We start from the raw sequence: 17,553 nt of genomic DNA, 5'->3' as shown, positions 1-17,553 counted from the left end.
CCCTCGCAGGGTTGGTCTTAGAGGTCGCCGAGGTCGAAGCTGGCGGCCAGCGTCGAGTAGTCCGCGATATCCACGATGCCGTCCTTGTTGAGGTCAGCACCGGCGAGGTAGTTGGCGTCGCCAAAGTTCGAGTCGAACGCGGCGGCGAGGGCCGAGTAGTCAGCGATGTCCACGATGCCGTCCTTCACGACGTCGCCGTTCGGAAGCACGAAGTTAGCGTTCGTCGCGCCGATCGTCGTCGAGACCGGGCGAACCAGCCAAGTGGCGGCACCGGCGCGCAGGGTGACGGCACCCGAAACGCTCGCGGTAACCGGCAGCGAGTACGAAGCAATGCCGGCGCTCGGCGCGACGTTGACCGTCGAGGTTTGCACCAAGTTGCTGCTGGAATCGAACAGTTGGAACGTGACGGCCACCGTCGCGCTACCCGACACGCTACCTACGTAGCTGCCAAGGTTGATCGAACCGCTGATCGTCGCGCCGCTCGTCGGAGCGAAACTCACGCCGCGGAAGCGGGTGTTGGCCGGAGCCGTCGCGATGCTCGTGGTCGCCGAGAAGCCGGTGCCCATGTCCGTGATCTTGAAGAGATCAGCGCCCGCCGAACCCGTGATGTAGATCACGTTTTGCGGACCGCTGGTGTCCACCGCAATGCTGTTGAAGCCGGTGCCAGCCAGGCGATACGCCTCGCTCCACACGCCGCCCGTGCGAACCATCTTGACCAAACCGACAGTGCCCGAAGACGTGGCGTAGTACATGGTGTTGGCATCCACGAATTCGAAGTCGCGGCCGCTGCCGGGCGTGCCACCATTCGTGTTCGGGGTAGCGAAGAGGCCCGGCTTTGCAAACGAATCGGCCGGGTTGGTCGACCAGGTGGTCAGACCGTTGACGCCACTGCCGGATTCCGACGCATAGTAAGCGTTGGAGCCGCTGAAGTAGAAGTTGCCGCCAAAGTACTTGGCCATGCGCGTGGAGAGCGCCGGATTGAACACTTGCGTGCCGGTCGGGTTGCCAAAGGTGCCCTTGTAAAGACCAGCATCGCCGCCCGTGACAATAAAGTCGCTACCGGTTTGCGAGGCCACTGCGCGAGCCCCGTCGCCCAGTTGCAGATTTTGATCGTACAGGCTAAACGGACTCGAGAACTCGACTTGACCAGCCGGGTTGATGCGAGCCACGGCGCGGGCCGAGTCGAACTTGTTCCACAGCGCGCTGAGCGGGGCTTCGTCGTAACCGGCGATCATCAGATACTGACCGTTGGCCGAGAGTTCGAGCGCGCCTTCCGAGGTTTCGCCCCAGTCGGTGGTGATGTTGCGGCTGCCGAGGTTGTTGAGGCTCAGCGGCGAACCGACGGCCGAACCGGACTTGGTGTATTGCAGCAGTTGAACCGGCTGGTTCAGGTTGTCCGCACCCGCGTCACCGATCGTGGCCACCACAAGGTTGCCCGCCGTGAAATTGGCGAAGGCATTTGTCGCAACAGCGGCAAGAAATAGAATGGATCCCGTTTTCATGGTCGTCTCCGGGTTGCCGTTTCGGCCCCCGAGGACGAGTGTTTCGCGGGAAGTTTAAGGGTTTGTTGTGCGCGGTTTCATTTAACATCCGCTTAAGCGAACGTTAACGTTGGGCGCTGTTTCTCGGTCGGATCGCTGACGTTCCGCTTTCGACTTGAGTCCTGATTCGAGCGGCACCAACAAGTGGAAGGGGATAACCCCCGACAGAGCCTTCACTCTTGGTCAACTTAACTGGTGTCCCCACCTTCCCCAGGCTCTTGGCCAGCCCAGCTTAGCTTTCCGATCGCATCAACGCTTGCCGGCAATCCGAGCCTACGAAGAAGTTCAAAGTACTGGCGGGCAAAGTAGAAGCTGGCCTGCAGCATGTCCGCATGCGCATACCGTGGCAGGTTAAGCAGTTCATTAAACGAAACTTGTGGGTTGTCTGCAACTAAGCTATGGTAACGAAAAATCGTGCTAGGATCTGACGCGCATTCCACATACTGGGAACTTTCTACAGTCTTCGTCCGAGCAAGCACAAAAAAGGTTGGTCGAAGCCCATAGCACGCGTCGAGGCCGAAGCCAGTGCACTGGATGTCGTAGTCGACTGAGGGCACGGCAGAACTTCTCAGCATCCGCTGGCTGCAAGCATGCACAGCTGAAACAAGTTCGGACTTACTGTTGAAATCCTCGGGAATCATGTATCCACTGATGGTTGGCAACCATGTTTTTGCACTCGAGTGCCCGCAGGACCTCGGCAAGCTAAAGATCACTTGGGAATCGTTTGTAACAAGGAGCACCATGACAAGAAGAGGCTTGATCGTATGATTTGACCTCAAAAGGAGCCAAGTACCATCTTCTTCCACCATACCAAGACCGTCAAACGTTCTGGCGCCGTCCTCACTGTAAGCATCGAGCGCGACAGATCTGGTCGACAGAGTTGCAGCAAAGTACGTTGTTTTGTAAACCGGAATGTTGGCATTGAGAGCGGTTGGAGCAACATCGGCGCAACAAATCTCTTTATCGTGAAGGAGGACCTGCTCGTCAGATAATGCACGAATCAGACTAGGCAATAAGCCCTTAATGCGGTGAGACACTTTTTGGGGTGCCGCTGCTGAATCGAAACAACATTGCCGGGAATAGAGCGTATGGAGAGGACGAGAAAATCGCCGTACATTCTCCCACTGGCTGGTTGATGTCGCGGGCGCAAGCCGCTGAGCGGCGGTATCGTGCTGATGATCTATGAGTATCGCGTGCTCCCCGCGAAACGACGACTTCGGCTCGGAACGGTCTCGCCCCGCAGTTGACGATCCGGCCAAAATCTGGTCCAGAAACCTCCACGAGTCTCGATATGGGGCAGGGAACTTCAAATTCGCTAGGCGCGAGCGGCATGAGACTAGCCACTTGGAAGTCCGTTCATTTTCCTGATGTTGGCGAACCAACTCCGTGATATCCCGTTTAGAATGAGATGTGGCGCCGTAAAGATGTCCCCCTAGCACTGCATCCAATATGCCTTGCTCACGCTGTGCTGCCTGTGCCGGGTTGAGCATCGAAATCGAGTCGCGCAGTTTTGCCTGAAACTCCCTCAGTTCTGAGAAATCTTCTGGTGCCTTCAATTCGCATAGCTTCACGAATGCAAGACCGGGATCTTTCTTGACGATCAAACCGCGGACAGATGTCGTGCGGCCGGACGCAGCAGGCAGAGCGCCCAGAGTCACGCCCTCGGCAACAACCTCAGCCGCCGCAACCAGCCTTTTTGTTTCTTCGTAGGCAGCCAATACGCTCTCGCTAGGCTCATCCACCAACGCCCTCAGTGAATCTGCGACGATCAGGTACCTCGCAAGGCGCTTTTCTCTCCCTTTGGTGATCGACTCGTATGGCGTGCGACCATTCCCCCCCTCTCGCTTCGCAAACACTGGATACAAGTCAAGAAGCTTTCTGCCCAACTGGTCCGAGACTGCGGTGGTTAGTGTTTTCACTGCCCGTCCGATAGACGGAAAAGATGTTGAATGCTCGTAATTCTGCTTGGCAAGGCTCATTTCATTTTTTCTCCATTAATCTTCAGACGACAATAGATGCAATTTTGATCCAATGCATCAAGAATTGCTCGTGAATCCGTATTCCTGAAACAACCTTCTCTATCGCCGCAAATTGGCGGCTCGCGACTGATGAGCAAGCGCGTGCAATCTAGCGTCTTTTAATACACTTGATAGACAATTTAATGCAATATTTGCCAATATCTCGGTCATGAAATCCATCTGGAATCTTTATGTGCATTTTGCACAAAATTATTGAACCAAGTTCGCGCAGGGCGAGTCTCCAAGTTAGTGGGGATGACTATGAAACAATCCACATCAGAACATGCCTTGTCACTACGACTTGCATTAGTCAGCGCGGCCTTCAGTTGTGGAGGCTCCACCGCAGTCACTTGCGGTTATGCCAGGCTTTACGCTGGTCACATCTACACCTGTCTTTCAATCGCCTTTAGCCTGTCAGCGGCTGCAATCCTACTCATTCTGAGCGAGAATTAAGTAGTCGCCTCGGGCTCAGCTGAATTGGGTGGGGTGCAGTCATTGTAGCCCACCCACCTTATTGAGCGGTGACCGGAAGACAAAACACTTGAGAGCCGGTGCGGCTCTTAGGTCCGTGGAGAGTTGCCTTCAAGCGCACTTTCGCCACCGTCAGCGGAAGCGAACACGGACTGCACCTGACTCAGTAAGCACCACCGCCGCGCAGGAGACCTCCACACTATGACGTCATCCAACTCGAACCGGGTTACCGAATACGGTCGGCGATCGATCGCCGAATCATCGTGTCGGCAATGTCCGAACCAGCGGGATTGTATTCGCCGCGAGCAATGCGCTCTTTCAGGTCGGCGATCATCTCTTCGCGGTCGGGCATCGCAATGACCTTCGCGGTGAGTTCTCGAATCATTTCCATGTCGCTCTCTCGAGGGGAGGGCTCAAAGCCGTGATCGGCTTCGACCATCGCGTAGCCTTGGGTCTCAACGACCTTCTTCAATTCAATGTCTGAAATTCTCATTGTTTCCTCCGAAATCTCAAACAGGCGTCCCGGCTGTCTCGCGTCGGCGAGATCCTAGGCTTTGCGTCCAAGGGGTCGCCCCCAGGGTTGCCTTTTTCTGCTTGGCCCAAGGGGCCTCAATTGGATAACGGTTCGCCGCGCCGAAATCTTTAGGGCCCGCCATAATTTTCTTATGCAATCTTTAGGCGTCGCTCACCACATTGGACTCACCGTGCCCGATTTGGAGGCGGCCATCACTTGGTATTGCGACCGATTGGGCTTTGGCGACGTGCGACGGGTGGCGGTCGGCACGCTCGAAATTGTGCTGATTTCGCATCCGGGAGGCGCGATCATCGAGCTGTTCGGCACGCCCGATGCGCGCCGCACCGAACCCGAGCACTGCGACGTCGGCGCAAGTTTGCCCTACGAAGGTTGGCGGCACTTTGCCCTGGAGACCGCCGACATTGAGGCGGCCGTCGCCGAAGCCCGGGCCAACGGCATTGAGGTCATCAGCGAGATTACGCCGGTGCCCCCGTTCGGCTATCGGTACGTGTTTTTCCGCGACCCCTTTGGCAACTTAATTGAGCTCGTTCAGAAGGGCTAGCTGCTCGCGTCCGCCGGGCATGCCTTCGACCGAGCGGCGGTAGCGGGCGGCGTACTCAGCAAACGACATCAGGCGCAGTTCATCGCTTCGCCATATTCCGCGGGCACCAATGCGCTCCAACGCGGGGCCGGTTTGCTCGGCAAACCGAATCATGCGCAGAATCTTGGCGAGCTTCGGATCGGCCTTGGCGGGGGTGGGTTCGTCCGTTATAAACGAGGTGATCATGCTGGTGATCAGTTCCGGCGCGACCGGCTTGCGGTCCACCCGTGTTACAAATGTGCCCCAGGCAGTTTCGCCGCCACGATGCAACTTGAGCGGCACCACGACCGATGCCACTCCCAACTCCGGGTTTGGGCTCTCGCTATCGGTGGCTTCGGCAAAAACCTTTTGGTTGCCACCATCGTATTTGGCGCGGGTTCGGCGGAGTTGGAGCATGTCCCGCACCACCTTCTTCGCCTGCGCCGGCGTCAGGTCATACTGCGCCAGTTCTTCCGGCGTGGCGAAGGACATGATGCACTCAACATCCTCCTTCGCCAGGCATGTGCCGAGCCTGCGGGCGGCACCTCGGACGCTGTCTGGCCCCTGATAAACCCAGTAGATGATGCCGAAGCTCGCCACAATCGACAACACCGCCAACACCCGCAGGACTTTTATGGGCGTTTTCAATCCTTCCACCACGCCAATCTACTGTCGTTGCCAGTGCGCGTGCGCCGGATCAAGCCGAGGTCCAACTGCACCGCCAGACCGAGCTTTCGCTCGTAAACGCTGAGCCGGTTGATGCCTGGGTCGGTACAGTCCGTAGTGGAAATGAGCGGCGATTGCTCGCCCGTTTGCGCGACGACCCACTCCCACGGCTCGGGGTCTTCTTCGGGGCGGGAAAAGTCCAGCGCCCAATAAATGTAGTCCGATGACTTGCGATAGCTACAGGGGAGCGGGCGCATGAATCGGTCGCCGAACTGGAAAGCGAACGTCTTCAGAGGCGGCAGTCCCATTTGCGTCGGCTTACCAAGTTTGCCGTCGCCATCGTTTTCACTGCGATAGAGACTCAGCGCCATCGCGGATTGCCTCAGGTGGTTGACGGTCACCGTTTGCTCAGCGCGCTGTCGCGCCGAGGCCAGATGCGGCGCCGCGATGGCGGCCAAAATCGCGATGATCGCCATGACGGTGATCACCTCCATTAAGGTAAATGCTCGGCGCAACTTCACTTACCCGCATTATACAAAAGATGCACTCCATGTCACCCAGCAAAACTACTAGCTTGAGAACCGCAAGCGGTTTGCCATACTTGCCACATGGATTGGCGGAGCGCACTGATTGGCCTGCTGGCGGGGTTCCTTTTGGAATGGCTGGTGGACGTCGCGATTTTGCGGCGCAGGCTTCGCCAGCAGCCCGAACCCGTCCCGGCGCCCGTGTCCACTCCCGCCGAACCGACGCCCACCATATATGAAGGCGAAAACGAGGACGTGATGAAGCTGCGCGACGAGAACGTGCGACTGACCCACACCCTGAGCCAACTGAAGCAGGAAAACGACGAGCTACGCCTCGGCGTGCGGTCGAACCAATGGCGATTGGACCAGGCGATTAAGGAGATTCACGAGACCCGATCGACCAAAGTAGTGGCGATTGTCAAGGACATTTTCGAGCGCATTGAGGGCATCGGCCCGGTGTATCAGCAGCGGCTTTGGGAATCGGGGATTCTCAAGTACAGCGATCTTGCGGCGACCAGCGAAGAGCGCCTGCGCGACATCATTCACCCGCAGGAATGGCAAAACCTGGACTTTTTGAGTTGGCGACGAGCGGCCGCGATTTACGCCGCCGAAGCCATGGAGCAGCCGCATGAGTAGCTACGGCTGGATCGATACGGCCAAAGCGCTGATCGCGGCGGGAATGTTGGTCGGCATTGTTTCGCTACCCGCCCAAGACCTTCCGGAGGAGCTGAAAACCGCCGACGGCAAACCGCTGGTATTTGACGCGACGGAACCCACCCGCGGATTGCCAACCACCGGCGTGAGCCTAAACGGCATCGCCCCCGCCGACGCCAAGGTGGTGATTCGGCTGGGCGACCAAACCCTGGCCGTGACCCACGCGACCGCCGACCGGCGATGGATGGCGCACTTGCCGCCGCAACCGCCCGGCGAGCACACCCTGAGCGTGCAAAGCGGCGACTTTAAGACCTCGCTGGAACTGATGGTCTATGACCCGAACCGGCCCACAATTTTGAACCCGGCGCCGCTTGGAAAGTTTGGCAAAGAGGTGACCCTAAACGGCCTGGCCGAGCCGGGGACCTCGCTGCGATTGTTGCTCAACGGGCGCGACGTGGCCCGCACCGAGGTGAACGAAATGGGCGCTTGGTCGTTTTCGACCAAGACCATCGTGGGCACAAACGTGTTGACCGCGCGCGGCCTGGGCGGCCACGCCAGCGTGAGCGGATTCCGCGATAAGCGGACCGCGATTCGACCGGTGCTGATTAAGGTGCAGCCGATGGGCGGCACGCTTTTGGTGCGCGGAATTGCCTCGCCGTTTGCCCGCGTGACCGTGCGCAACAAGGGTCGGCTGGCCGGCACCGTGCAGGCCAACGCCAACGGCCAATGGACGCTCTCGTATCGCGGGCAAATGCTCGGCGCGCAGTTTGAAGTGATGCCGCGCTAGACGAACTGCAGCCGCCCCCAGCGATCGGGCAGGTGCATATCCACCTCGCCCATGGGCGACCACACCCAATTGTGCTCGGGCCGATCCGGGACTTTTTGCCAGCGGCCCTCGACGATTTCGGCATCCCAATGCACCCGGCTGAAGTTGATGCGCCATTCGTCGCCGGGCTGCGGCGGGAAGTTTTGCTTGCCGGCGAGTTCCTTAAGGCTGCGGTACGGGATTTGCATGTGCGCCCACCAGCCGAGGTTCGCCGGGTTGGCGAGGTTGAGTTCGCCATCAATCCGGACCGCGGTTTGCAAGCCCTTCACGTCGAACGAATCCAGCGGCGGCCCGCCATTGCGATAGGACCGCACGAGCACCAAATCCCAAACCGTGTTGAGGGCGTTCATTTCGAGCTCGAGATACAGCTCGCCATCGCCATCGGGATCGAGGAACAGCTCGATGTCGTTGTCGTGGAAAATGACGCTGTCGCGCTCGGTGAGCGTCGCCCAGATCTCCGGCCCTTGCATGTGGGCAAGGATCATGAGACCGTGCTCGCCGTAGGCGATTTTGACCTGGGTTTGGTGGCGCGGCGGCTTGCTCGGGTCCCCTTCGATGTCGACAAACGGCTCCGACCAGGGGATGTCAATCCAATCGTCGGGCCGGATTTGGAGGTCTTGTGCTTGCCACAGCTGGTCAGCGCGGGGGCATCGGTAAACGCGCGGCGTCATGCCGGAGAGTTTGCCCTGTTCCTTGCCGGGCTCGCGCCGCCCCTGCTCGCCGATTGCGAGTCGCTCGGGTTGCTCACGCATTTTGGGCGTGGTATAATGGTGGCTGTCCGATGGATCGTTAGCTCAGTTGGTAGAGCAGCTGACTCTTAATCAGCGGGTCGTAGGTTCGAGCCCTACACGGTCCACCAAGTTTTAGGTTCAAAATCCCGCCTCGGAGCGGGATTTTCTGCATTTAGTGGCTCCCTGTTTTAGTTTGGACTACATTGAGACTACAGTAACGTCCAGAAACGTCCTTGAACACTTCTCAAGACTCAGGATTCTTCTTCGAGATTCGAAATGACTTCTTGGGTTCTTCAACCGAGTCCAGAAGGGGTTCCAGAATGATCAATCTCTCTTCATTCGTGCGCTTCGTATCGTACGAGACCCCTTTCTTGAACAGATCACCTCGGAGACGGTCAAGCTCACGCTTGACCTTACGCGACGTAAGGCCCATGCCTGGTTTTGTCATATCTCGTTGACTCATTTCCTCAAAAAAATCAGTTGAGGTTCCTTTCCAACCGGTGCGCCCTAGAATCAGAGCAACTCTTCCAACCGGAGAATTGTCCAGTGCGACTTCCGATTGTACGGAACTTGTCTCCTCGATCATTTCCAGTAACGTTGTTTGAGGGCACTCGAAACTCTCTTCGCAAGCCAACGCGAGAAGCATAGAATCCGCATTTCGAGGTAACTCAGGTTTGAAACCAGATTGAATTCGCCGTAGGCCAACAGAGATCGCGCCATAGATCGCCCCTAAAAGCTCTGACCTGTAGCTCTGGAGACGAGTATTTAAGTCGGCTAGCAGTTTCCGCTTCTCTGGCGAGACGGGATCAAGTATGCAGAGAACTGATCTGTCAAGGAGGTCTGGAGCAGTTGCGAACTCTGTTATTCCGTTGAGAATGAGAGGTCTGCTCGCCTGGTAGTGAAGCTCTTCGTCATCAGTGTATAGCCGCCTATTGATCACCTCGCCACCCGAAGCGAGTCGGCAAAGTCCGTCGCTCATTTCCGCTGACACTGTACTTTGGTTGTCGATCATCAGGACGTGCCTTCTTTTGGCGAGTTGGAAGAGCCGTTCTTGACTAAGGTTGCCGCTTCCAATAGAAGAGCTTGATTCAGGATCAACTAGGCTCTTCAGGGCGGCACAAAGAGTTGACTTTCCGGAGCCCTGAGGCCCGTTCACAAGAAGAACCGGAAACGGGCCTTGGCCCGCCGTGGCGGAGATTAACCATGAGCAAACTGCGAGCCAAGAGTAGTTCCTTGAGATTCCTATTAGCTCGCGGACTATGCTTAGTTTTTGTCCATTCTTCGGGTCCGGAAGCTCCTCCATCGCGGGCGACCATAAGAACCAAACTGGAGATTCCGAAACTACCTCCCAGCCGTTAGAGTCGATTCTCACAAACCTTGACGGCCCCAACTGAACCCAAATGATATCGCCTTCTCTGGAGCATCTAACCTTCGGCTGAACCGTCGGGGTTTCTGCGTCCGTTCTCGTGAGACTGAGTACATAGTGAATGGAGTCTTGGATCAGTTGCTTGCTTGGTGCTTTGAACCTTGTGAAGGCTATCGAAGAAATCCAATCATTGAAGTCACGCGATTCGATTGATACGACGTTGTGTCCTTGCCGTGTTGGAATCCGAACATACACGATGCCAGTTCTATCCTTGACGCGACTCAATTTGAGGCATTCGTCTACGATGCTTCTTTTGAGTGAATCGGTCTCATTTTTCGCTCTCTTACTCGGTGAAGTAGAATCTCCCTCAATTAACCTCACGAATTCGCCGAAGCATTTTGGGTTAGAAAACAGTTCCGATAAGTCTTCGTCAGTCGTGACTGCTTCACCATTCTCAATCTTCGATTCCGTTGTATCGACTGCCTTCAATCTATCGCTCACTTCTTGGTCACCAATCACGCGGCAAACGGACCGAAAGATTCGTTTGACTCGTTCCGAAGTCCAACCTCGGCGAAGCATCACTGAAGCCGTACGAAGATAAACTTCATGCCTGGAGCCACTTTTCGCGACTCTTGCTATCGCTGTTCCAATCGTCACCTCGACACACGCTCTGATGAGGTCTTCGCCACTCACCTCAGCAGGCTCCCCTAGTGTGTGCCAAGCGTATTGCTCTCCTTCTGGATGAAAGCTAGGTTCCACTGGCATAGCAACCCCTTCACTCGCCCCCATAGCAGAGCGAATTTCGACGATCATGTCCCGCCCGGTCCCCATGCTCAGCTTGAAAGACCGCTTTACGGGTCGTCCAATCACCCTAAAAACAAGGTGCATTTGGGGACTTGATTGCCTTCCGCTGATTGCTCCAGTTGTAGGCAATAGTTCCTGACCGAGAAGCTCAGCCTCCTTGCAGTCGAAGTCAACCTGAGTCAAGCCGTCCTTCAAGTGGAGCGCAACTCCTGATGCGCTTCGAAATGATGCTTCGAGGTCCGACGTGAAGTCCTTCGAGGGCCATCCCCTCAACGCGCAATGCTTCTTTCCCTTGGCTAACGGGATTGGAGAAAACCCCAAGTCCACGTACTTTCTTGACCATTGAAGGCAAGTCATTGAGTTACCTCCTTGTGAACGTGGTTTGCCCGGTCGTTCTCGGCCCGAATGAACTCTTCGAGTGACGCTCGGGGAATCCTCCGGTTGCGGCCGTTGATCAGGATACTGGCGAGGCGTCCCTGCCAGATCAACTTGTAGATTCCTGTTCGGGAAATGCCGATCACTTCGGCGGCTTCACTTGTCTTGAAAAACTGTTTCTCCATGATTGTCCTCTTTGTTCACAGGGCACTCTTGACACCCATGAACAAATGAATCATAATCAAGAACGATAATCAGAATGAAACGATATAAAATGATGCCAGAGGATAGCAGAGCTAATCTAGAAGAAGCTTCCGGACGCCAACTCTCCGACGCTGACTTCAGAAGGCTCCGTGATAGCATTCAAGTAACGAATGCTTACAACAACTTCGTTGCGAGCCAAAGTTCGGCGGACCTGGCTGAACTTCGGGAAGAGATTGAGGACGTACTTGGGTCTGTGCGTTCTCGCGTCAAGAATGATCTCGGGAGCAAAAACAGTGTCACGAGCGTCACTGATTTCGAGTCCGACGCGGCCCTTCTAGATACCGATGAAGGAGAAGAGTGGCTCACTTCGCTTGCACTAAAAGCGGAAGTAGAGAAACTGTTTCGTGAAGAACTTGCCGCCATAAAAAAGCAACTGCCTTGGACAAATGCTGAAGAACTCATCAGTCGGTTGCGGGCAAAAGCCGCGTCAGTCAAAGTTCAAGAGCAAGATGAACCGAAGCTTCTGTCGGTTCGGGTCGGCTCGAATTCAGCGGTTATCGTTTACTCACCGAGAAATCAACCGTTGGTTGATCTCGGATTCCTAGTTGCCCGCATTTCGGGAATTGTGCCTTGGGTTAGATCGGAGATCGTAGGAATGATCCTCCTGGGAGAAGTCCCGCATTTCCGTGTTCCGTCTATTGAAGTCTCGGGAAACGACAAGTTTCCCATTGCTTCTCTGATCACTCTCCGCGTTCCGGTTTGGATGAGCGTCAAGGACGTCGGATATCTATACAACGAAGTGCGTTCGCACATGTTCAAAACAAAGAGTTTGACTCGAACGAGAAAGGCTCTTGCCCTCGTCTCCATCGAACTCGGAAGTTCGGAACCAGATTTGGCAGAAGTCAGACGAGTTATGCGAGTTCGGTTCCCAGACCTCTCAATCTCTCAAAGTGATGCGAACCTCAGGCGCGATATAAGGGCGGCAAGGGCGGGTCTGCTTCTTAAGGGCAAGCTAGGAGGTGACTTTTAATGAAACGTACAACAAACCGTCGAGCGAAAGGTTCAGGTTCTATCACGAAGAAAGGAGACATTTGGTTTTGTCGCATAGAGGTCAAGGACGCCGAGGGCAAAACTCGTCACAAGACCTTCAACGCAAAAACAAAGGTTGAAGGCAATAAGTGGCTCGAAGAAATGAACCGCCAACGAGGACGCGGCAAGGACCTTTCCAAACAGGAACCAACGGTAAGCGAGTACCTCACGCAGTGGCTGAACGAACGTCAATCCGAAGTGCGGCCTTCAACGTATCGGAGCTACCAACTCATGGTCGAAAGCTACATTCGTCCGTACCTAGGGAGTCTGAAGCTGAGTGCCATCACGCGTGAATCAGTCGTGAACCTGTTTCGGCTCCACGAAAAGCAAGGCAAGTCAGCGAATACAATTCGAATCATTCGGATTGTTCTCAACAACATGCTCGAACAGGCGTTTAGAGACGACCTCCTCACGCAAAACGTTGTTCGAAAGACGAAATCGCCAAGAGTGGAGCACAAGACCGCTTCAGCACTGCGAGACGAAGTCGCTGTCAAGTTGATTGCCGCCTGCAATGATCATCCCCAAGGATTGCTAATACAGACCATTCTTACCCTTGGCTTGAGGAAAGGGGAAGCACTCGGGTTGAAGTGGGAAGCAGTCAATTTTGAAGAAGGAACAGTCCAAGTGTTGGGCCAACTTCAATACGAAAATGGGGTTCTATTGCTAACCCAACTGAAGACCCAAAAGTCAAAGCGGACAATGAGGCTCCCGGATATCCTCGTGCAACGACTCCGGGCACAGCGAGAGCGTCAGTTGCAGCTTAAGGAAGAGTGGTCTGAATGGGTTGACAGCGGACACGTCTTTACTTCTTCAATCGGTACACCGCTCGATCCGAGGAAGGTCGGACGAATTCTCGATGAACTCATGGACCGTATCGAAGAGCCAAGAATCCGAGTTCATGATCTGCGGCATTCTGCGGCAACATTGATGCTTCAATCTGGAGTGAGCATCAAGACTGTTTCTGATGTCCTCGGGCACTCGCAAATCAGTTTGACCGCCGACACTTACGTTCACCTTGTTCCGGCACTGGAATCCGATGCCGTGAATGGGCTAGAACGCCTTCTTAATGGGAAGTCCTAGAATTCACTTCGGAATGTAGCTCGATGATGCACTGTATCCAGCTCCTCAGATTGTCTTCGGCTAGAGCCGGATCAGTCAGAGGAGTATCTCCATGAGCTATGTAGGTGTTTCGAAAAGCGTTGCAGGAGTCAATCTGATCATAGAGTTCATCGAAGGATGAATCGCCAAAAGCTTCTCGAACTGCGTCCCAGATAGGGACCCCATGAACCTGGCTGAACTTAGTTTGCCTAGAGAATCCAAGCATGAACAAGAAGTTGCCCAAGAGATTTGATCGACCTCGGTCAACAACGTTGCGCCGAAGCTTCTTTGCCTGATCACGAAGCAATGGAGATAGGTTTTCGACCCCACTCGGTAAGTAGGGATCAAAGAATGTTCGATGCTCGTTCGGTGACTGGGGAATGATCGGTGAGGCGAGGGAAATCAGGAGTGTGCCACAGAGATTTTCAAGTGCTTCAAAGAGCGTTTGGAAGCAGGCTCCGTAACGAGGACTTTGCATTCGTTTGTCGTAGTCCAACTGAAGAATGCTCTGCTTGACGAGTTGAAGAATAGATTCAGGTAGAGAGGAAACATCAATGTCGCTCAAGAATTCGGCTGACTTTTGATCTCGGGTTTCGGTCGAAGTGGAGTCGAGCGGCAAAACCAATTGAGAGGTCTTGAGTGACTCAACTAGGGCTTTCTTCTTTGGTTCACACGCTCGAAGCAATCCTTCCAACGACGGCTCAGTGTTCTGGTCGAATAGATACTGAGGGACAAAGGCATATTCCCACTTTTGCTTCTCGCTCGAAGCGGCCTTGCACCACTCGATAGCGGCCTTTGCTTTCAGTGCTACGGAAGAATCTTCTTGGCCCTTTGTCTCAACAAGGTAGTTCGTCCCCGAGTTTGATCGGACAAAGAAATCGGGCCAATAGAGAGCGGGCCGACCACTGGCAGAGAGGTAGTCAATGGCGAGCTTTTGCGGTCCGGCATTCTTCGCAAAAGACGAAACGTCTAGACAATCGTCGCAGAAGGCCGCAAACTCAGCTTCGAAATGGTTAGCGCAAGCGACGAGGTTGAAGAGTGTCTTCGCGGCTTCTTCGCAGGGTCGCTTTGGACTCTGGGTTGCTTGAAAGGCTCTCCAAGAGGAAAGCGCAAGACCGGAACTCTGCTTTTTGCGTTTGGTTTCCTTGTTGGTCTGGCTCTTGATGAGAGGGGCAAAGGTTGCTTCGATATGCTCTCGCACGTCTAGGGCCGCAAGCCGATGATCGACCTCTCCCGAAAACAAGCTGATGGGCCGCTCGAAAAGAACTTCCTCGATGAACCGTTGCACGAGCGGGGCAAGAGTCGAATGGGCACTCTGTAGCCGACAGGCCTTTTCAAGCACCTTCACAAACACGGAAACAGCGGTATAGCCTTGGGCCAACAAACCACGATCAATTTCGTAGGTCTTGACGACCTCGTCTGTAAAAAGCGTCCGTTCTTCAAACTTGATCGCCCCCGACTTTGCTTTTCCAATTGGCAATTTGCCGTTCGAAACCTTCCGAAACTGAGCTTCTATCTCCTCAAATTGAAGCTCGTTTAGCGTGACCGTCGTCTCGATTGAATCTGAAACCTGGGGAATGAGAATATCAAGTGCCTCAGTGTCCTTCTTGGGGTCAACAAAGATCGGCACCGTTTGAGGCTTCGGGCCGTTGAGTTCGATTGAGCCGAGTTCGAGTCCTTCCTGCTCAAGTTCTTCGTTGTAAAGTGCGAGCATCGAAGGATGCTCGACGACCGTCACGCGCTCGAAGGGTGCGTCCGGGCCGGGCCGCTCCATTCTTCGGAGACCTCGACCCAAGGTTTGCTCCGCAAGAATGTTCGATTTCGCTGAGTACGGTCGAAGCGGAACAATGGTCGTCACGTTCCGAACGTCCCAACCTTCCCGAAGCATCAAAACCGAAACGACGCATCGGTAAGGAGAATCGGCTTTGTCAAGGTCAGCCGACCACCTTCGAATCTCCTTGAGGTCATCGTCTTTGAGTTTGGTTTCCGAGTAGACGAATTCCTTCCACTCCTGCTTTCCAGATTTGCGCGTGACGATCTTTCCTTCGAGTCGGGTGTGAAGGTTTAGGACTTTCCCCTTGAGCAACGGAAACCGCTCATCGTCGTTGAGCTTCGCCGCGATTTCGTTCGCGGCTTGCGCGGTCTCGCACATGACAAAAAGAATCGGCTTTCGAACCTGATTCCACTCGTCCCACATGTATTGATACTGTTGATAGCCCAAGAGCAGGTGAGTTCGGTACTTCTCGAAAGCGTCTCCCGCGGCGTCATTGGCCTTGATTTCCTCCGACCGTCCAATCACCGGAACCTTCACGATTCCTGCGTCAACCGCTTCACCCAAAGGGAAGTCACTGATGATATGCCGGAAGAGGTCTCCGTTGTTGTGTTTTGGAGTCGCCGTAAAGTCAGCTTGAAGGACTACTCCTCGGTTGCCCTTGGTGATGCTTTGGCGGTGAATCGCGTCAATCGCTTCATTCCAGGCCGATTCGGGGTCGTGCAAGTGGTGCGCTTCGTCGTTGAGCACCATCACCGAAGGATGCTCAGAAATCCGATTGCGGAGAAGCTCTCCAATCTTGAAAACTTGGTTCTTGTTGACGGTCGGTCCGAGGATGCTTGAACTTCCGGCAACGTTTTCGTTATCGGATTTTTTGGGGAACAGGCGGTGAACGTTGGTAAGGTAGATCGTTCCCCGGTAACTTCCTCCTCCCGAGTCGTCCTGCATGACGACTTGCATATTGAAATCTTCTTGGAACTCGGGCGGCAAGATCGGGTCGGAGTAGTAAATCTTCGCCGACTCGAAGTCATCCTTCAGTCGGTCGAAGACGATCAGGTTTGGCGCGACGACCACAAAATGCCGAGGGAAGGGAGAGTCGGTTTCATAGAGGCTATGGAAGTAGCTCCACGCCATGACCAAGCTCATGCACTTTGTTTTGCCCGCTCCGGTTGCGAGCTTCGAGCAATATCGTCCCCAGTGGTCATCATCCGGCTTGACGTTCGTGAAGGCGGTGTAGTGCGGGTGATCTTCGGAGAGAATCGAACTGAAGAGGTCTGAGGGGATCAGGTACCGCTTGACTTCGGCAAGCCAAATGATTGTCTCAACGGCCTCTCGCTGGCAGAAGTGGTACCTAAAGTCGTCCTCATGGGCGGTTTCGAACCAGTGGTTGAGAAGCGTTTTCGTGGTTTCGCTCGCCCCTTCGTAACCCGAGTGTCGCCAATCCGAAACTTGGCTCCGAATGTAGGGAACTAGGGTTGCCCGAGAAGTGCGACGACCGGGAACGATTCCCACGTCTTTGACGCGGTGCTTGTTCGGCTCCTCCCAAGGTGCGTAAAGTGGCTCCAAAGCGGAAAAGTCTTGACTCACACTTTCACCTCGATCACCTTGGTTGTATCAATCCCAAAAACGTCGATCACCTTCACGCAGATTCGCTTCAAGCCTTTCGTCTCATACTCCCAACCCAAATCAGAAGTCGTTTTGAGCGACCGATCTTTGCGGGTTCGGTAATCCTGCCAGTGGTGCTCGAACGGCTTGTCTTCTCGGTACTCAAAATCAATCGCCCAAAAGTCGATGAAGTCAAAGGGTGATTTCACCGCCCGTTCCTTCAGAGCTTCGAGTTCCTTATCGGGGACTTCGGTGAGGGCCGGGTAGAAGTTCGTGAGCTTCACGTCAATTTGCTTCTTTCCGTCCTTTTCTTTGATCACGGCTTCTGCATCCAGAGCCGCCGCGTCGAAGAACTGAACCGTGTCTCGGTTTGGCTCCATGATTTCGCGGGGAATGTACTTCAGCGTGATTTCGACTCCGGTTTCGGCTTCCACGCCCTCAACCCTTCGGCGAAGGTCCATCTCGAATTCCCAAGCAAGGACGATGAGTTTGGGTTTGTTTCGGCTTGCAAGTACGTTGCCGTGGTTTTGCCAGTCCTCAATCCCTTCGACCGAAGCAATGGATTTCGCGACTTCTCGAAGCTCATTGATCGTGAAAATGCTGTCGATATTGTCCACGTGAACATAGGCACCGCCCTTGGTTCCGTGAATGAGTCCGCTGGGTGGATTTTGAATCGTGCTGGCCCGGAAGAACTTGAGGACGGTTGCGCGGTGCTC

At 54.9% G+C, this 17,553-nt stretch carries 15 protein-coding genes, 1 tRNA gene and 1 riboswitch; of the genes, 6 read left to right on the top strand and 10 right to left on the bottom strand.

Annotated elements, in window-relative coordinates:
* Window positions 1-17 precede the first annotated feature (17 nt).
* The 3 genes from JNJ45_09830 to JNJ45_09820 form a co-directional block, all read right to left on the bottom strand.
* Entirely contained in the window at window positions 18-1,502 is a 1,485-nt protein-coding gene (locus tag JNJ45_09830) for a hypothetical protein (GenBank protein MBL8048966.1), read from the bottom strand.
* Between the two features lie 227 nt (window positions 1,503-1,729).
* Complete coding sequence (locus JNJ45_09825) at window positions 1,730-3,520, bottom strand: hypothetical protein (GenBank protein MBL8048965.1); 1,791 nt, start codon at window positions 3,518-3,520, stop codon at window positions 1,730-1,732.
* 736 nt (window positions 3,521-4,256) lie between these two features.
* Window positions 4,257-4,502: a flagellar biosynthesis anti-sigma factor FlgM gene (locus tag JNJ45_09820; protein ID MBL8048964.1), complete on the bottom strand. Its 246-nt coding sequence runs from the start codon at window positions 4,500-4,502 to the stop codon at window positions 4,257-4,259.
* 41 nt (window positions 4,503-4,543) lie between these two features.
* Window positions 4,544-4,625, bottom strand: a riboswitch (cyclic di-GMP riboswitch).
* Between the two features lie 70 nt (window positions 4,626-4,695).
* On the opposite strand from JNJ45_09820, the gene JNJ45_09815 reads away from it, so the two are divergent.
* Window positions 4,696-5,106, top strand: a complete 411-nt coding sequence (locus JNJ45_09815; GenBank protein MBL8048963.1) for a VOC family protein — start codon at window positions 4,696-4,698, stop codon at window positions 5,104-5,106.
* Here JNJ45_09815 and JNJ45_09810 read toward each other — a convergent pair.
* Window positions 5,080-5,781 (bottom strand): hypothetical protein, encoded by a 702-nt coding sequence (locus JNJ45_09810; GenBank protein ID MBL8048962.1) that lies wholly within the window; start codon window positions 5,779-5,781, stop codon window positions 5,080-5,082. The two genes, JNJ45_09815 and JNJ45_09810, sit on opposite strands and share 27 nt — an antisense overlap.
* Entirely contained in the window at window positions 5,769-6,284 is a 516-nt protein-coding gene (locus JNJ45_09805; protein MBL8048961.1) for a hypothetical protein, read from the bottom strand. The genes JNJ45_09810 and JNJ45_09805 overlap by 13 nt, the downstream gene beginning before the upstream one ends.
* Window positions 6,285-6,398: 114 nt before the next feature.
* Here JNJ45_09805 and JNJ45_09800 point away from each other — a divergent pair, with 114 nt between their 5' ends.
* Window positions 6,399-6,950: a hypothetical protein gene (locus JNJ45_09800; protein MBL8048960.1), complete on the top strand. Its 552-nt coding sequence runs from the start codon at window positions 6,399-6,401 to the stop codon at window positions 6,948-6,950.
* The gene (locus tag JNJ45_09795; protein ID MBL8048959.1) at window positions 6,943-7,755 is read left to right on the top strand and encodes a hypothetical protein; all 813 of its coding nucleotides are present in this window, start codon (window positions 6,943-6,945) and stop codon (window positions 7,753-7,755) included. Before JNJ45_09800 ends, JNJ45_09795 begins: the two co-directional genes overlap by 8 nt.
* Here the strand turns inward: JNJ45_09795 and JNJ45_09790 are convergent.
* The gene (locus JNJ45_09790; GenBank protein MBL8048958.1) at window positions 7,752-8,546 is read right to left on the bottom strand and encodes a carbohydrate-binding family 9-like protein; all 795 of its coding nucleotides are present in this window, start codon (window positions 8,544-8,546) and stop codon (window positions 7,752-7,754) included. The genes JNJ45_09795 and JNJ45_09790 overlap by 4 nt on opposite strands.
* A gap of 31 nt (window positions 8,547-8,577) precedes the next feature.
* Here JNJ45_09790 and JNJ45_09785 point away from each other — a divergent pair.
* A tRNA-Lys gene (locus JNJ45_09785) sits at window positions 8,578-8,653 on the top strand.
* A gap of 116 nt (window positions 8,654-8,769) precedes the next feature.
* Here the strand turns inward: JNJ45_09785 and JNJ45_09780 are convergent.
* Window positions 8,770-11,022, bottom strand: a complete 2,253-nt coding sequence (locus tag JNJ45_09780) for a bifunctional DNA primase/polymerase (GenBank protein MBL8048957.1) — start codon at window positions 11,020-11,022, stop codon at window positions 8,770-8,772.
* Between the two features lie 26 nt (window positions 11,023-11,048).
* On the bottom strand, window positions 11,049-11,255 hold the full coding sequence (locus tag JNJ45_09775) for a helix-turn-helix domain-containing protein (GenBank protein ID MBL8048956.1): 207 nt from the start codon (window positions 11,253-11,255) through the stop codon (window positions 11,049-11,051).
* A 74-nt stretch (window positions 11,256-11,329) separates the two neighbouring features.
* Here JNJ45_09775 and JNJ45_09770 point away from each other — a divergent pair, with 74 nt between their 5' ends.
* Together JNJ45_09770 and JNJ45_09765 are read left to right on the top strand one after the other, a co-directional pair.
* Complete coding sequence (locus JNJ45_09770) at window positions 11,330-12,304, top strand: hypothetical protein (GenBank protein ID MBL8048955.1); 975 nt, start codon at window positions 11,330-11,332, stop codon at window positions 12,302-12,304.
* On the top strand, window positions 12,304-13,443 hold the full coding sequence (locus JNJ45_09765; protein MBL8048954.1) for a site-specific integrase: 1,140 nt from the start codon (window positions 12,304-12,306) through the stop codon (window positions 13,441-13,443). The genes JNJ45_09770 and JNJ45_09765 overlap by 1 nt, the downstream gene beginning before the upstream one ends.
* Here JNJ45_09765 and JNJ45_09760 read toward each other — a convergent pair.
* Entirely contained in the window at window positions 13,427-16,819 is a 3,393-nt protein-coding gene (locus JNJ45_09760; protein MBL8048953.1) for a DEAD/DEAH box helicase family protein, read from the bottom strand. The genes JNJ45_09765 and JNJ45_09760 overlap by 17 nt on opposite strands.
* The coding region (locus JNJ45_09755) for a hypothetical protein (GenBank protein ID MBL8048952.1) at window positions 16,816-17,553 on the bottom strand (738 nt) is incomplete at its 5' end. The genes JNJ45_09755 and JNJ45_09760, both read right to left, overlap by 4 nt.

Origin of the sequence: Chthonomonas sp. (genome assembly GCA_016788425.1) — a bacterium.
GTDB lineage: Bacteria > Armatimonadota > Fimbriimonadia > Fimbriimonadales > Fimbriimonadaceae > JAEURQ01.
Note: the sequence above shows the minus strand (reverse complement) of the source record. Positions and strands in the feature narration are given on the sequence as shown.

Excerpts from the sequence above, each read along its gene's own strand:
- JNJ45_09830 (MBL8048966.1), bottom strand. The coding sequence starts at position 1,502 with ATGAAAACGGGATCCATTCTATTTCTTGCCGCTGTTGCGACAAATGCC.
- JNJ45_09825 (MBL8048965.1), bottom strand. The coding sequence starts at position 3,520 with ATGAGCCTTGCCAAGCAGAATTACGAGCATTCAACATCTTTTCCGTCT.
- JNJ45_09815 (MBL8048963.1), top strand. The coding sequence starts at position 4,696 with ATGCAATCTTTAGGCGTCGCTCACCACATTGGACTCACCGTGCCCGAT.
- JNJ45_09805 (MBL8048961.1), bottom strand. The coding sequence starts at position 6,284 with ATGGAGGTGATCACCGTCATGGCGATCATCGCGATTTTGGCCGCCATC.
- JNJ45_09800 (MBL8048960.1), top strand. The coding sequence starts at position 6,399 with ATGGATTGGCGGAGCGCACTGATTGGCCTGCTGGCGGGGTTCCTTTTG.
- JNJ45_09795 (MBL8048959.1), top strand. The coding sequence starts at position 6,943 with ATGAGTAGCTACGGCTGGATCGATACGGCCAAAGCGCTGATCGCGGCG.
- JNJ45_09790 (MBL8048958.1), bottom strand. The coding sequence starts at position 8,546 with ATGCGTGAGCAACCCGAGCGACTCGCAATCGGCGAGCAGGGGCGGCGC.
- JNJ45_09775 (MBL8048956.1), bottom strand. The coding sequence starts at position 11,255 with ATGGAGAAACAGTTTTTCAAGACAAGTGAAGCCGCCGAAGTGATCGGC.
- JNJ45_09770 (MBL8048955.1), top strand. The coding sequence starts at position 11,330 with ATGAAACGATATAAAATGATGCCAGAGGATAGCAGAGCTAATCTAGAA.
- JNJ45_09765 (MBL8048954.1), top strand. The coding sequence starts at position 12,304 with ATGAAACGTACAACAAACCGTCGAGCGAAAGGTTCAGGTTCTATCACG.